This is a genomic window from Natronorubrum daqingense (genome assembly GCF_001971705.1).
Taxonomy (GTDB): Archaea; Halobacteriota; Halobacteria; order Halobacteriales; family Natrialbaceae; genus Natronorubrum; species Natronorubrum daqingense.
Genome location: NZ_CP019327.1, coordinates 2,645,279 through 2,659,180 on the forward strand (window position 1 = coordinate 2,645,279; position 13,902 = coordinate 2,659,180).

The window sequence follows — 13,902 nt, forward strand, 5'->3', positions numbered from 1 at the left end:
CTCGACGCCACATTCCGCCAATGACTGACCGAGAGGGCGATCGCGACCACCGATTCTCCGAGGGCGAGGGGTTCGGTGACACCTACGACGAGTTCGATCTGGATCCGCCGGAACTGGGCGTCGACCCCTCGAAGGTCGACCCCGTCGACTCCAGGGTCGTCACCGACACGCTCGATTCGCACAACATCGATCAGGACGACGTCGCGGCGAGTGAGTTACTCGACGTCGGCCTCAACTACATGCAGATCAACCGCTACGAGCAGGCGACCGAAGCGTTCGAGCGGACCGCGCGCTTCGCCGACGACGAACGCATAACCCAAGAAGCGTGGGTGAACAAAGGCGTCGCCCACGCGGAACTCGAGGAGTGGGACGAAGCGATCGGGGCCCACCGAGAAGCGCTCAAGGTGGACGACTCGAGTGAACACGCCGCGACGGCCGAAACGAATCTCGCGTACGCGCTCTGGGAATTCGGCGAGACGGCGCAGGCGCTCGAACACGCCGAACGCGCCATCGAAATCGACGAACGCTTCGCCGAGGGCTGGTTCAACCGAGCCTTCTTCCTCTCGGAACGCGGCCTCGCAGAAGACGCCCTCCACTGCATCGACAACGCGATTCGCCTCGGCTTGCGCAATGCGAAGGTCCTCGAGGAAAAGGCCGAAATTCTCGAGGAGTTAGGCGAGTACGACGAAGCCGAAGAGATCGCAGAGGAGGCAAACGCGTTGCTCGAGCAGGCTGAACAGGACGTCATGGAAGAACGCCGAGACATGCAGGGGCAGGGACAGGGACAGGCTGCCGGCAGCGGTGGTCCCGCTGGTGGGCCCCCTCGAGAGAGTCTCGACGCACAGGATCTGACCGACCCCGGCCGCAGCGCTCCCGACGCCGACTCCGAAAACGGCGACGAGGAGTGGCGACTCGAGTAACGGATGATCGTCACAGAACAGGAGACGCCGGAGGGGTTGTTGGTCACGGTCTGCGACGAGGACGCCCTCGGCGAGACGTTCGAAACGGACGACGTATCCTTGACCGTCACCGAGGAGTTCTACGGCGGCGAGGTGGCCGACGAGGAGGCCGTTACCGATAGCCTCGCACGGGCGACCGTCAGTAACATCGTCGGGACGCGCTCGGTCGAGTTCGCGATCGAAGCGGGGTTCGTCGACGAAGCGAACGTCCTCGAGATCGGATCGACGCTTCACGCGCAGACGCTTCGGCTCTGATTCGAGGCTGGCGGGTATCGAACGTCGCTCAGAGATCCGCTCTTTTGAACCGGTAGTAACCGATCGCGATGGGAACGACCAGCCAGAACACTAAGACGACGAGGCCGAACCAGTCGTCCAGATAGAACGGCGCACCGTCACCGTAGCGCTCGGCGGGCGTCATCTGACCGGCTTCCCAGTCCTCGAGTCCGTACTGGAACGCGAAGGGAATGACCTCGCCTTCGACGACGTTGCTCGCCATCGTCGTGTAACTCGTTATCGGGTTGAACTGCTCGAGGAGCAGGTACCACGTCTGGGCTTCGACGGGCGGCCCGTCGCCGTAGATGAGGTAGTAGGGGCCGGCCGTGAGGAGTTCCCAGAGGGCGACGAAGATCATGTAGAGGCCGACGACGAGCGCCATGGATTTTCCGCGTGAGTCGACGCCGGCGGAGACGCCGACGGCGAGGCCGGCGAACGAGAGACCGAAGAGTAGCGTGAGGGCAGCGAACGCGAGGATATCCGTAAGCGGAACGGATCCGAAGAAGGCCGCCCCGAGGACGAGCGCGACGAGGAACGCGAGGACGATGGCCGCCCCGACGACGGCCATTCGGCCGAGGACCTTCCCGAAGACGACGTCGGTGCGATTGGGCGGGAGCCCGAGCAGGAGTTTCATGCTGCCGGAGCGTCGCTCGCCCACGACGGCCATGTACCCCGTGATCAACGCGGCGATCGGGATGATCGTCTGTAACGGGAGGCCCAAAAATCCGAGCATCTCGTCCGCGGCGACGTCGCCTCCGGTGTACCAGACCGCCGTGTACCCGACGACGACGATTCCGACGAGCAACGTCACAAGCACCCAGAGAAGCTTCGATCGCCCGGCGTCCTCGAACTCTTTGCGGGCGACGGTGGTGATGTGTGAACTCATTTCGCCACCTCGGATTCGGTCGCGACGGCACTTGCCGGTGATTCACGCGCGTCTCCGGCTTCGCCGCCGTTCGTCAACGCGGTGAACAGCGTCTCGAGCGAGACGTCCTCGATCTGTACGTCGTGAACCGTCGCGCCCGCGGCGTCGAGTTCCGTGACGACGGTCGCTTTCGCCGTCGGATCGGTGATAGTACACTCGAGGCTGCGTTCGGTTGCACTGACCTCGCTAATCCCGGACACCGAGCGAGCGATGTCGGGGAGATCGCCGACAGGATCGGCGAGCGTCAGTTCCATCGTCGCGCCGCCGCCAATGGATTCGCGAAGGCCGTCGATCGTGTCGACGGCGACCAGTCGCCCCTCGTTCAAGACGCCGATTCGATCGCAGACCGCCTCGACGTGTTCGAGAATGTGACTCGAGAAGAAGACGGTCGTTCCGCGTTCGGCCTCCGAGCGGACGAGGGACTGCATCTCGCGTATCCCGTGTGGGTCGAGCCCGGACGTGGGTTCGTCCATGATCAACAAGTCGGGATCACCGACCAGGGCCATGCCCGTCGCGAGCCGTTGACGCATTCCCTTGGAGTAGCCCCCAGCCGGTCTCCTCGCGTCGTCGGCAGATAACCCGACGCGCTCGAGGATCCTGTCGGGGTCGTCGTCGGCGGCTTTGGTTTCGATCGCGAACTCGAGGTGGCGACGACCCGAGAGGCGCGGATAGAGGTCGAACCCTTCCGGGAGGACCCCGACGCGGGGACTGATCGCGTCGGCTTGCGCTTGCGTGTCGTAGCCCAGCACCGTCGCCGTCCCCGCCGTCGGTCGAGCGAAATCGAGCAACATGTTGATGGTCGTGGATTTACCGGCCCCGTTTGGCCCCAAAAACCCGAAGACCTCTCCGTACTCGACGCTCAAATCGAGGGTGTCGACGGCGGTTAACTCACCGTACGTTTTCGTGAGTCCCGACGTTTTAATCGCAGCCATCGTATCTGTACGTTCACATGTATTGTATATAATTAGTCGGGTGCTCCGTTCGGACATCGAGAACCGTTGCATGTCGGAATCCAAAACTCATCCTGCGTTATTTTTCGGAACAGATCCAAAGTAGCCAAACTATTTTGGAAATACTGATATGGTCCTTGCGCTGAACAGTCTACTTGGCAGGGCACGAACAGTGGTTGGTTAGCCGTCCCTGCTGAGGCACCCACCCACCAGTCCGTTCACATCTTCGGTCCCCCTTTCGACGCGTTCTCCTCGAGCGACCGTTCGACGTCCGCGCGTCTCCTCACGCCGAGCGTTTCGATTTTCACACCCTCGCCCTGTCACGGACCGAAGGAGTGTTTTGTCTCGAGTCCCTCCCCGTACGTAATGAGTCATCAGAATTTCGAGGGTCTCGACGTCGAGTCCATCCGCGCGGAGTTCCCCATTCTCGAGCGGGAATTCGACGGCCAGCAGGTCGTCTACCTCGACAACGCGGCGACGACGCAGACGCCGGATCCGGTCGTCGACGCGATGAGCGAGTACTACCGCCGGCACAACGCGAACGTCCACCGCGGTATCCACCACCTGAGTCAGGAAGCCTCCGAACGCTACGAAGGGGCCCACGACCGCGTCGCCGAGTTCGTCAACGCCGACGGCCGCGAGGAGATCATCTTCACGAAGAACACGACCGAAGGCGAGAATTTGATCGCCTACGCCTGGGGATTGAACGAACTCGAGGCCGGCGACCGAGTGGTCCTCACGGAGATGGAACACCACGCCTCGCTCGTCACCTGGCAACAGATCGCCAAGCAGACGGGCGCCGAGGTCGAGTACATTCGCGTCGACGACACCGGGCGACTCGATATGGATCACGCCCGCGAACTGATCGACGACGACGCTGCTATCGTCTCGGCGGTCCACGTCTCGAACACGCTCGGCACCGTCAACCCCGTCTCCGAACTCACCGACCTTGCCCACGAACACGACGCCCTCTCCTTTATCGACGGCGCACAGGCCGTCCCCAACCGGCCCGTCGACGTGAGCGAGATCGACGCCGACTTCTACGCCTTCTCGGGGCACAAGATGGCCGGCCCCACCGGTATCGGCGTCCTCTACGGCAAACGGGACCTGCTCGAGGAAATGGAGCCGTACCTCTACGGCGGCGGCATGATCCGCAAGGTCACCTTCGAGGACTCCACGTGGGGCGACCTCCCATGGAAGTTCGAACCCGGGACGCCGCCAATCGCCGAAGCCGTCGGACTCGAGGCCGCAATCGACTGGCTCGAGGGAATCGGCATGGAACGAATCCAGGCCCACGAGGAGGAACTCGCCGCCTACGCCTACGACCGACTCGAGGCCGAAGGCGACGTCGAGATCTACGGCCCCGAAGGCGGCCCCGACCGCGGCGGCCTGGTGAGTTTCAACCTCGAGGGCGTCCACGCTCACGACCTCACCTCGATCATGAACGACCACACGGTCGCCGTCCGCGCCGGCGATCACTGTACTCAGCCACTCCACGACAAACTGGGCGTTCCGGCGTCGACTCGAGCGTCGTTCTACGTGTATAATACGCGCGAAGAAATCGACGAATTGGTCGCGGCGTTGGACGATGCGCGGCAGTTGTTCGCCTGAGCCTGAGTCGGCGTTCTCCGGCTTGGATGGACTTCTGTGACCTCGAGTACAGCCCCGTTACCGTACAGATTGTTCTACTCGAGAAAGAGAGAGCGACGTCGCACCATGGTGTGTCTGTGCGACGTCGACGGCCGAGAACCCACTCGATTACTCGAGCGAGATCACTCGAGGTACTGTTGTTCCCACGATCGTCGGTCTTTGATCTGATCGAGGCCTTGATCGCCGAGCGCGTAGTAGTTCGTTCGGCGATCGAGTTGGCCCTTTTCGACGAGTTCCTTGTTGACGAGCGTATCGAGATTGGGATACAACCGGCCGTGGTTGATCTCGCTGTTGTAATACGTCTCGATTTCGTCCTTTACTTCCTGCCCAGACGGCTCGTCAGCTCCGGCGATCACGTACAGAAGATCGCGCTGAAATCCGGTCAAATCGTCCATGTTACAACCACAGACGACACACCAACTGTCCGACTATTTGTTATCGTTCTCGTATCAACTGTTTCTTTACTGTGGTGGCGGTCTAACTGAGAGACAACTGGTGAATATCCGGTTCACTGCCGGTAACGGGCAATTACACGTCGGTTTTCGAAACTGTTCAGAAATCGTCAATATACTCCGCATAACGGATACTATCGTCTTTTCGAACCCAGATGGGGCGGATTGCACTGCATAAAACAATCACGGCCGCTATCCACGGCTCATTTCCAGGTTCGACCAACTGAATGCCACCACTGTCGTTGGACTCTCGACATATTTTATGCGGACGACAACGAGTGTGAATGACACTCGAGGACGACTCTCTGACTCGGGGATAGGTGTTAGCGGTGAGTGTCGAGTGTTCGTGTGGGGTTGCGACGTCAAGTTACCTGTGCGAGTAAGTCGAACGCCGTCTCTGAGTATCGGGTCGGCTGCGTTACTCGCCAGTATGCACGTACACTGTCCGAAGAATGGTTGGTAAACTGTGAAACCCGTTACCGAACGTGATTAGCCGTGTTACAGGCGGGTGACGTTGGTGGCGCGGGGGCCTTTTGGGGCCTGTTCGATGTCGAATTCGATCTCTGTACCTTCTTCGAGGTCCGGACCGCCAACGTCTTCCATGTGGAAGAAAACGTCGTCGTCTGCGTCGTCCGTCTCAATGAAACCGTAGCCGCCTGTGTCGTTGAAGAAATCAACGTTTCCTTTCGCCATTGCATCCAAAACAAACCCCGGGACACGTATAACAGTTGTGTTGTGCTCGTCCTCTCGAAGAACAGACAAACGAATGCTGAAAACTGCGGATAATTGGAGAATGTTCTGTAGTTTGGAGAACCTGGAACTATATTGGGACTGATAGAATATCCCTTAGACACGACAATTGCCCCGTAGCGTCGCTCGTGGTGCGGTGTGGCCGTACAAGGGGTGGTAGATGCGGACGCTGAAACCACCAATTCTGCTTGCACTCGTTTCTCGCTGTCCTGTGAACGAACTGCCAACAACCCCGATGCGATTGCTGATTCGCGACTTCTCGAGGGCATCTCGAACCGTTTAGGTAGCTCCGATGGATACGCCGTGTGCATGACCCAGTCGGATTCGCACTCGCAGACGCCCCCAGCGCCCTCGATTGCGCAGGTCGCGTTGATCGGGCTCTTCGTGACGGCGTTGGTGACGGCGCAGGTGACGGCCTCGAAAGTACTCGCGTTTCCCATGCCCTTTTCACTCCCGATTACCGGTGCAGAGTTGGTCCTGCCCGGCGCAGCGCTCGCGTACGCGTTGACGTTCTTGGCCAGTGACTGCTACGCGGAACTCTACGGTCGTCGGGCCGCACAGGTCGTCGTCAACGTCGCCTTCGCGATGAACTTCGTCGTTCTTCTCCTCATCTGGTCGACGATTGCGGCCCCAGCGGACGTCTCGAGCATCGACCCGGAGATGTTCGAGGCCGTCCTCGGCGCGTCGACGAACATCGTCCTCGGCAGCCTCTTTGCGTACGTCGTCAGCCAGAACTGGGACGTAATCGTCTTCCATCGAATCCGGGACCACACGGGTCGAGAGAAGCTCTGGCTTCGAAACATCGCGTCGACGGCGAGCAGCCAGGCGATCGACACGGTCATCTTCGTCGCGATCGCGTTCTCGCTCTCGCCGGCCCTGCTCGGCGTCGGCCCGAGCCTGGGAGCAAGCGAAGTGCTCGCCTTGATGGTCGGTCAGTACCTCCTGAAACTCGCGATTGCCGTCGTCGATACACCGATCGTCTACGCCGTGGTCGCGTTCGTTCGCGCTCGTAATCGAGGGGCCGCCGACGAACCCTCGCCGAGTTGACCCGGCGGCGTTGCTGACTCGGGGTCGATCGATCTCTCTCGACTCGTCTTGGAGACGGCGGCCGCGAACGGGGAGCGTTTAGTGGCCCGCTCGTAAGTGTCTGGTATGGACGAACGCGTACGCGAACACGCCGAGGTACTGGTCGAGTGGAGCGCGCGGGTCGAAGCGGGGGACGACGTCGTTCTCTCCGTCGGCCCCGATGCACACGAACTCGCGGTCGCAGTCGCCGAGCAACTCGGCGAGCGAGGTGCGAATCTGCTCGCGACGTACAGTTCGGGAGAGATTACGCGCGCGTACCTGCGGGCGCACGACGGCGAGTTCGAGGCGGATCCGGCCCACGAACTCGCGTTGGTCGAGAACGCCGACGTCTACCTCTCGCTCGGCGGCGGGCGAAACACCAGCGCGACGGCTGACGTTCCCGGGGAGACGCGACAAGCCTACCGAAGTGCCAGAACCGAGATCCGCGAGAGCCGACTCGGGACGCGCTGGGTGTCGACCGTCCACCCGACGCGCTCGCTCGCCCAGCAAGCGGGGATGGCCTTCGAGGAGTACCGAGACTTCGCGTACGACGCCATCCTCAGAGATTGGGAGTCGCTGGCCGAGGAGATGGGGCGGATGAAGTCGATTCTCGACGACGGCAGCGAGGTTCGGATCGTCTCGGAGGACACCGATCTCACCATGCAGATCGGGGGCCGAACGGCGGTCAACAGCGCGGCGTCGGTCGCCTACGATTCGCACAACCTCCCCAGCGGCGAGGTGTTCACCGCGCCGTACGCCACCGAGGGCGAGGTGACGTTCGACGTGCCGATGACGCTTCGCGGCGAGTCGGTCCGCAACGTCCGATTCGAGTTCGCAGACGGCGAGGTCGTCGACTACGACGCCGAACAGGGCGAGTTCGTGATCGGCGAGATTCTCGAGACGGACGAGGGCGCACGCAGACTCGGCGAACTCGGCATCGGCATGAATCGAGGCATCGATCGCTATACGGACAACATCCTCTTCGACGAGAAGATGGGCGAGACGGTCCACCTCGCGCTCGGGCGGGCCTACGACGCGAACCTTCCCGACGGGGAGACGGGCAACGACTCCGCCGTCCACGTCGATCTAATCGCCGACGTGAGCGAGGAGTCCAGACTCGAGGTCGACGGCGAAGTCGTTCAGGAAGACGGACAGTTCCGGTGGGAGTAACGCTGTTGTCTCCACTCGAGCGAGCGACGCACCCAATCTATCGGAGGCGTTCACAGCGCTAATTACGCTGTTAAGCGGTGCCTTCTCGCCTCTCGTGTCCTGGCAGAGACTGCATAATAATAGGTCGGTCTCGCCACAGTTCGTATACCGCCATAACCGGTGGCGGCCAGTAACCGGTCGGGGACTCGCTGCTCGTCCCACGTATCGATCGTCACACGCGACGATCGGTGTATTCCCTTCCAAACTCCCGACTCGCCCTGCCGGAGGCGATCCGTATCCGGCCAACACTGTCTCTCCGCAGCCGATCCATCCGATATACTCACCAGTCTCGAGTGGCTACGCTTCCTATGCGCGATCACCTCCGAGCCGGGGCCGCGATCTACAACGCGGGGTTCTATCACGCCGCTCACGACGCCTGGGAGGACTACTGGCTCGACCTCGAGTCCGGAACCGACGACGAGCGCCTGCTTCACGGGCTGATCCAGTTCACCGCCGCCGTCTACCACGCACGCGAACGCAACTGGGAAGGGGCCATCGGGCTGGCGGCCAGCGCTCGAGCGTACCTCTCGGGATTGCCCGCGGAGTATCGCGATATCGAACTCGAGTCCGTGCGCGCGTTTCTCGTCGCCCTCGAGTCCGACCCCGAACTGATCGAACGTCGGCCACCGATTCGACTGGTTCACGAAGGCGACGTTCCGACCCGATCATCGCTCGGATTCGAGCCGACGGCCATCGCGGCGACCGTCCTCGCGGACGAACTGGGATTCGAGGAGGAGCCGATCGAACGAGCGAGGTCGTACGCCAGACGGGATCTCGAGGCGGGCGACGACGGAAGCCGATTCGTCACGCTCCTGTTCGATTTCGTTCGCGAGGACGAGCATCGGGGAATCATCTTCCAGCGACTGACGGAGCACGTCGACCGGCGCGAGGCTCGAGAATCGGACGTCGAAGGGCTGTTCTGACCGTTCGGTTCGAACAGGCGATCACCGCGACCCTGGCGGTCGAAGCGTCCTCACTCGTGGCCGGCGATCGGTAACGGCTCGTAGGGCTCCTCGAGATAGCTCATATCCGATGCCGTCAGGTCGATTTCGAGGGCTTCGACGGCCTCCTCGAGGTGGTCGATGCTGGTCGTGCCGACGATGGGGGCGTCGACCCATTCTTTGTGGAGCAACCAGGCGAGTGAGATCTGGGCCATCGTGACGCCCTTCTGGGCGGCGAGTTCCTGAATTCGCTCGTTGATCTCCTCGCCGCCCCCGTCCAGGTACGGAATCTGTTCGAGGTACTCGTCGGTCTGCCCCCGGGTCGTCGACTCGAGGTCCTCGAGCGGACGGGTCCCGACGCCACGAGCCAGCGGTGACCACGGAATGACGCCGACGTCCTCCGTTCGACAGAGGGGAAGCATCTCGCGTTCTTCCTCGCGGTAGAAGACGTTGTAGTGGTTTTGCATCGTCGCGAATCGCTCGAGGCCCAGCGAGTCGCTCGCGTGGAGTGCCTCGGCGAACTGGTGGGCCCACATCGAGGAGGTGCCAACGTACCGCACCTTCCCCCGACGGACCGCGTCGTCGAGCGCTCGAAGGGTTTCCTCGATGGGCGTCTCGTCGTCCCAGCGGTGGGTCTGGTAGAGATCGATCGTGTCCATCCCGAGTCGGTCCAGACTCGCCTCGAGTTCCTGCTCGATGGCCTTTCGCGAGAGGCCACTCGAGTTGGGATTCGCGGGGTCCATCTCGGCGTACGCCTTCGTCGCGACGACCTGTGCGTCCCGGTCGTAGTCTGCGAGCACGTCACCCAGAATACGCTCGGAGTCGCCCGACGAGTAGACGTTCGCCGTGTCGAAGAAGTTGATCCCGAGGTCGATTGCCCGTTCGATGAGTTCCCGACTCTCCTCGCGGTCGAGCATCCAGTCTCGACCGGTCCCGAAACTCATGCAGCCGAGGCCGATCCGACTAACGGACATGCCGGTCGACCCGAGCGTCGTGTACTCCATACGTGTCGTTGTCACGTCCGAGGACAAAACGCCACGCCTCGAGGTGACCGGTTGCCGGCTTCGGCCGTCAGGGTAGTCTCTCGCTCGTGGCGCTTCGTCTCAGTCGTCGTGACGCGCCGAATTGTCCCGTGGTTCGTAGCCGAGGACGTCCTTCGCTCGCTCGAGTGAGTAGTACTTCCGGTCGTTGTCGGAGATGCCGTAGACAATTTCGTAGTCGTAGTCGGCCCGAATACAGCGATCGAAGAGGTGTGCACAGTCGCGATAAGAGAGCCACATCGCCTGTCCGCGCTCGTAGTCGATCGGCGGGTGACCCTCCGTGAGGTTGCCGATGCGGACGTTGACGACCGAGAGACCGTACTCGTCGTGGTAGTACCGACCGAGGGATTCTCCGGCAACCTTCGAGACGCCGTAGAGGTTCCCGGGTCGGGGAAGTTCCGTTCCGTCGAGCAGGTAGTCGTCGTGCGTCCGGTACAGGTCGGGCGTCCGCTCGTCGGTCTCGTAGTGGCCGACGGCATGATTCGAGGAGGCGAAGGCGACCTTCTCGACGCCGGCGTCGATGGCCGCCTCGAAGACGGTTTGCGTGCCGTCGATGTTGTTCGTCAGGACGCTCTCCCAGGGTGCGGTCTTACGAGGGTCGCCCGCGAGGTGGAGCACGACGTCGATACCGTCCATCGCCTCGCGGACGGTCTCGTCCTCGGTGATGTCCGCGACGACGAACTCGCCGGGATGGTCTTCCGTCGGCGGGTCACGATCTAACAACCGCCACTCGTGTTCGTCCGCGAGGCCCTCGAGGATGGCCTCTCCGACCCGCCCCGCAGCCCCAGTAAGCAGGACCGACTGTGCCATTCGTTCGGTGTGAGGGAGACGGGCGATAAGTACCATGCGGTTCCGCGTCGATGGAACCGATCGGAATGCCCTTCCCTGACGCCCGCGAGGACGCACGTATGTCGACCGAGACGAGTCCCACCGACGCCGAAGCCGCCTGTTTCGAGGCGGGTATCAAGTTCGGAACGCTCTACCACCAGTTCGCCGGCACGCCGATTTCACTCGAGAGCGCACCCAGTCTCGCCACGGCGATGGAAGACTCGATCGAAAACCAGCCCCACTGCGACCGCGTCACCGTCTCCGTTCGAACCGACGAACTCGAGGCCGCACTCGCCGAGTCGGCGGCCGACTACACCGAGTTGACGGGTCGGTTTCTCGAGGTGGAAATCGTCGTCGACTACGAGGGCTGTGAGGTCCTGACGCGAATGGAGATGGAAGACGGCTATCCGTTGATGCGCATCGATTCTGTTCGGGGTCGAACGTAGGCCATCGCCACTTTCGAATCCCACAGCAGACGCGAGACGAACCGATTGACTACCCTTTCGAAATCTCGCTGCTATTTCCGCGATATCGTCTCTCTCCAGGCAGGTTTCACTTTCACTTTCGGGCTACCTTTTAACCTCGGTCGTCGTGTAGACACCGACATGAGTCAAGCGACGCTCGGCGACGACGAGGAACTGTTCGGTGAAGCGGCCAACGAGATGCGCGAAGACGTGGAGTCATCGCTCGAGGACGCCTGGGACGCCCTTCCGGCGGCGGACGAGATCTGGGAAACCGACGCGGACAACGTGTTGGGCGTACTCAACGGCCTCAAAACCGCACTCGACGTCGGTGACGCCGAGGACCACCTTCGCGACGCCAAAAAGTGGTTCACGATGGGCCAGCGAGCGGACGCCTTCGAGGACGCCGACGACCTCGAGGCGGAAATCGAGACGCTCGAGGAAGCCATCGGGGACATCGCCGACGCGGGCGAGCAAGTCGGCGACCTCACCTCGACGATTCCAGCCCTCCGTGGCACGCTCGAGGATGCTGGATCCGTCGACGATGCCGACGCAGACGAGGAGTAACGAACCGATTCGCGGTCGTCGACACCGACGCCCGTCCGAACGTCTCGCGAACGCCGGTTGCAGTTCCTGAGCCGTTCGTCTCTCTGTTTCCGTCTCCGTCGCCCGTCGTGTCCCGCGTCCTATCGTCGCTCCGGCCGCGAGACGTCGCGGTCGGCGACCGCCTCGAGGAGGTCCGCGAGCGACGCTGCGGCCAGTTCGAGCAGTTCCTCGCCGCGTGCCTCCTCGCCCGCTTCCGGATCACCGACGACGCCGTTTTCCGTAAACTCCGCCGCATCGTAGGCCAGATTCGCGTGACTCTGCCACTCGCCCCAACCGTCGGCGCGGCCGTCTTGGGCCTCCTCGAGTCGGTCCTCGCGAACCAGATCGGGTGCGCAGTGGCGAAGGAGTGCCGTCTCGAGGGGCCCGCCGTGGCCCATATCGCTCGAGTGCTCGCCGACGGCCTCGAACCAGGTGAACGGGACGGCGTACGCGTCGCCGCTTCGGGTGAGTCGGCCGCCGACCGCTCGCAGCGCGTCGACGTTGCCACCGTGGCCGTTGACCACCACGACTCGCTCGAGACCGTGGTGAGCGAGGCTCTCGATCGATTCGCGGACGTAGTCTCGGAACGTGTCTTCGGACACCCACATCGTCCCGGGGAACTGGCGGTGTTCCTCGGCGATTCCGATTGGAATCGCCGGCGCACGGACGACCGCGAGATCTGTTTTCTCGAGGCCAGCGTCGGTGACGGCCTCCGCGGTGATCACGTCAGTTCCGAGGGGGGCGTGGGGGCCGTGTTGTTCCGTACTCCCGACGGGGACGACCGCGATGTCCGTCCCGAAGTCGCGAACGTCGGTCCACGTCGCGTCGCGTAAGTCCATGTTGGTGTACTCCCACGGGAGCGGCATGAAACTCTCGGTGACCGGGTTCTCGGTCCGCTCTCCTCTCTGTCCCCACGGTGGCCTGACGAAGTTCACTCGTCGGCCAGTGCGACACTCTTCCGATCACCGTACGTTTTCGAACACCAGAACCGAAAAATCACGTCGTAGCCTGCTGAACGGAACGAATTCCGGCCATCAAGTACTTTCCGCTGTCCGTTCTAGCGTCGGAGTGACTCCGCCGTGAACGCTGGTCTCTTTCGCGCTGGCTTCGATGCATTGCCCTTCGAAATCGCCCTGGTGGATACAGCAGGTACCATCGTGTACGCGAACGAAACGTGGGTCGAATTCGGCGACGCCAACGGGAACACCCACGATACCTGCTGGGTCGGTGAGAACTATCTTCGCGTTTGTCGCCGGGCCGACGACTCGACGGCGACGCTGGTGGCAGACGGTATCGAGGCATTGCTGGCCGGAACGCGGACGCACTTCCAACTCGAGTACCCGTGTCACTCTCCCGACGAGTACCGCTGGTTCCACCTCGAAGCGACGTCGCTTACGCACGACGGCGAACGGTACGCACTCCTCGCACACGTCGATATCACGGCTCGAAAACAAGCCGAACTCCAGCGGGATACGCAGATCGAACAACTGAAAACCATCGTCACGGTGCTCTCTCACGACATTCGAAACCCGCTCGGAGTGATTCAGGGATACGCTGCCAAACTCGAGACTGCTGAGGCTGATTCCGACGCGGTCGAAGCGATCCAGGAAAGCGCAGATCGGATCGCTGATATGATCGAGTCGATCCTCGAGTTCGCCCGAACACAGAGCCTCAACGATGTCTCTCGGGTTACCGTCGCAGACGTTGCGCGGGAATCGTGGGCGCAGACGGCGACCGTCGAGGCGTCGCTGACTATCGACTCGTCGGGCAGTGTCTAGTTAGGCCAGTTTGAGAAGTGAGCAGGTCGTAGAGTT

At 62.2% G+C, this 13,902-nt stretch carries 16 protein-coding genes; 9 read left to right on the plus strand and 7 right to left on the minus strand.

From position 1 onward, the window contains the following. The first annotated feature begins 20 nt into the window (after nt 1-20). The gene (locus tag BB347_RS12870) at nt 21-920 is read left to right on the plus strand and encodes a tetratricopeptide repeat protein (RefSeq protein WP_076583869.1); all 900 of its coding nucleotides are present in this window, start codon (nt 21-23) and stop codon (nt 918-920) included. 3 nt (nt 921-923) lie between these two features. Continuing rightward, nucleotides 924-1,214 (plus strand): DUF424 domain-containing protein, encoded by a 291-nt coding sequence (locus tag BB347_RS12875; RefSeq protein WP_076583871.1) that lies wholly within the window; start codon nt 924-926, stop codon nt 1,212-1,214. Nucleotides 1,215-1,242: 28 nt separating this feature from the next. Here the strand turns inward: BB347_RS12875 and BB347_RS12880 are convergent, their stop codons facing one another. Both BB347_RS12880 and BB347_RS12885 read right to left on the minus strand, forming a co-directional pair. Continuing rightward, the gene (locus BB347_RS12880; RefSeq protein WP_076583873.1) at nt 1,243-2,118 is read right to left on the minus strand and encodes an ABC transporter permease; all 876 of its coding nucleotides are present in this window, start codon (nt 2,116-2,118) and stop codon (nt 1,243-1,245) included. Continuing rightward, nucleotides 2,115-3,089 (minus strand): ABC transporter ATP-binding protein, encoded by a 975-nt coding sequence (locus tag BB347_RS12885; RefSeq protein WP_076583874.1) that lies wholly within the window; start codon nt 3,087-3,089, stop codon nt 2,115-2,117. The genes BB347_RS12880 and BB347_RS12885 overlap by 4 nt, the downstream gene beginning before the upstream one ends. Nucleotides 3,090-3,473: 384 nt before the next feature. Between BB347_RS12885 and BB347_RS12890 the strand changes: the two genes are divergently transcribed. Continuing rightward, nucleotides 3,474-4,718 (plus strand): aminotransferase class V-fold PLP-dependent enzyme, encoded by a 1,245-nt coding sequence (locus BB347_RS12890; RefSeq protein WP_076583875.1) that lies wholly within the window; start codon nt 3,474-3,476, stop codon nt 4,716-4,718. A gap of 161 nt (nt 4,719-4,879) precedes the next feature. Here BB347_RS12890 and BB347_RS12895 read toward each other — a convergent pair whose 3' ends face one another. Both BB347_RS12895 and BB347_RS12900 read right to left on the minus strand, forming a co-directional pair. Next, nucleotides 4,880-5,152 (minus strand): PadR family transcriptional regulator, encoded by a 273-nt coding sequence (locus BB347_RS12895; protein WP_076583876.1) that lies wholly within the window; start codon nt 5,150-5,152, stop codon nt 4,880-4,882. Between the two features lie 555 nt (nt 5,153-5,707). Next, a complete protein-coding gene (locus BB347_RS12900) occupies nt 5,708-5,902 on the minus strand; it encodes a cold-shock protein (protein WP_006182670.1) in 195 nt (64 codons plus the stop codon). Between the two features lie 366 nt (nt 5,903-6,268). Here BB347_RS12900 and BB347_RS12905 point away from each other — a divergent pair, with 366 nt between their 5' ends. The 3 genes from BB347_RS12905 (at nt 6,269) to BB347_RS12915 (ending at nt 9,156) form a co-directional block, all read left to right on the plus strand. Then, nucleotides 6,269-7,006 (plus strand): queuosine precursor transporter, encoded by a 738-nt coding sequence (locus BB347_RS12905; RefSeq protein WP_076583877.1) that lies wholly within the window; start codon nt 6,269-6,271, stop codon nt 7,004-7,006. Nucleotides 7,007-7,111: 105 nt separating this feature from the next. After that, nucleotides 7,112-8,194: an aminopeptidase gene (locus BB347_RS12910; protein WP_076583879.1), complete on the plus strand. Its 1,083-nt coding sequence runs from the start codon at nt 7,112-7,114 to the stop codon at nt 8,192-8,194. A 347-nt stretch (nt 8,195-8,541) separates the two neighbouring features. Then, nucleotides 8,542-9,156 (plus strand): DUF309 domain-containing protein, encoded by a 615-nt coding sequence (locus tag BB347_RS12915; protein WP_076583880.1) that lies wholly within the window; start codon nt 8,542-8,544, stop codon nt 9,154-9,156. Between the two features lie 50 nt (nt 9,157-9,206). Here the strand turns inward: BB347_RS12915 and BB347_RS12920 are convergent, their stop codons facing one another. Together BB347_RS12920 and azf are read right to left on the minus strand one after the other, a co-directional pair. Beyond that, nucleotides 9,207-10,178: an aldo/keto reductase gene (locus BB347_RS12920; RefSeq protein ID WP_076583881.1), complete on the minus strand. Its 972-nt coding sequence runs from the start codon at nt 10,176-10,178 to the stop codon at nt 9,207-9,209. 99 nt (nt 10,179-10,277) lie between these two features. Then, nucleotides 10,278-11,024 carry an NAD-dependent glucose-6-phosphate dehydrogenase Azf gene (gene azf, locus BB347_RS12925; protein ID WP_076583882.1) on the minus strand — a complete coding sequence of 249 codons (747 nt, stop codon included), beginning with the start codon at nt 11,022-11,024 and terminating at the stop codon, nt 10,278-10,280. A 98-nt stretch (nt 11,025-11,122) separates the two neighbouring features. Between azf and BB347_RS12930 the strand changes: the two genes are divergently transcribed. Together BB347_RS12930 and BB347_RS12935 are read left to right on the plus strand one after the other, a co-directional pair. Continuing rightward, nucleotides 11,123-11,488 carry a dihydroneopterin aldolase family protein gene (locus BB347_RS12930; RefSeq protein WP_076583906.1) on the plus strand — a complete coding sequence of 122 codons (366 nt, stop codon included), beginning with the start codon at nt 11,123-11,125 and terminating at the stop codon, nt 11,486-11,488. A gap of 159 nt (nt 11,489-11,647) precedes the next feature. Continuing rightward, nucleotides 11,648-12,070 carry a DUF5790 family protein gene (locus BB347_RS12935; RefSeq protein ID WP_076583884.1) on the plus strand — a complete coding sequence of 141 codons (423 nt, stop codon included), beginning with the start codon at nt 11,648-11,650 and terminating at the stop codon, nt 12,068-12,070. 119 nt (nt 12,071-12,189) lie between these two features. Here BB347_RS12935 and BB347_RS12940 read toward each other — a convergent pair whose 3' ends face one another. Beyond that, entirely contained in the window at nt 12,190-12,927 is a 738-nt protein-coding gene (locus BB347_RS12940; RefSeq protein WP_076583908.1) for a creatininase family protein, read from the minus strand. 240 nt (nt 12,928-13,167) lie between these two features. Between BB347_RS12940 and BB347_RS12945 the strand changes: the two genes are divergently transcribed. Then, on the plus strand, nt 13,168-13,866 hold the full coding sequence (locus BB347_RS12945; protein WP_076583886.1) for a histidine kinase dimerization/phospho-acceptor domain-containing protein: 699 nt from the start codon (nt 13,168-13,170) through the stop codon (nt 13,864-13,866). Nucleotides 13,867-13,902 lie beyond the last annotated feature (36 nt).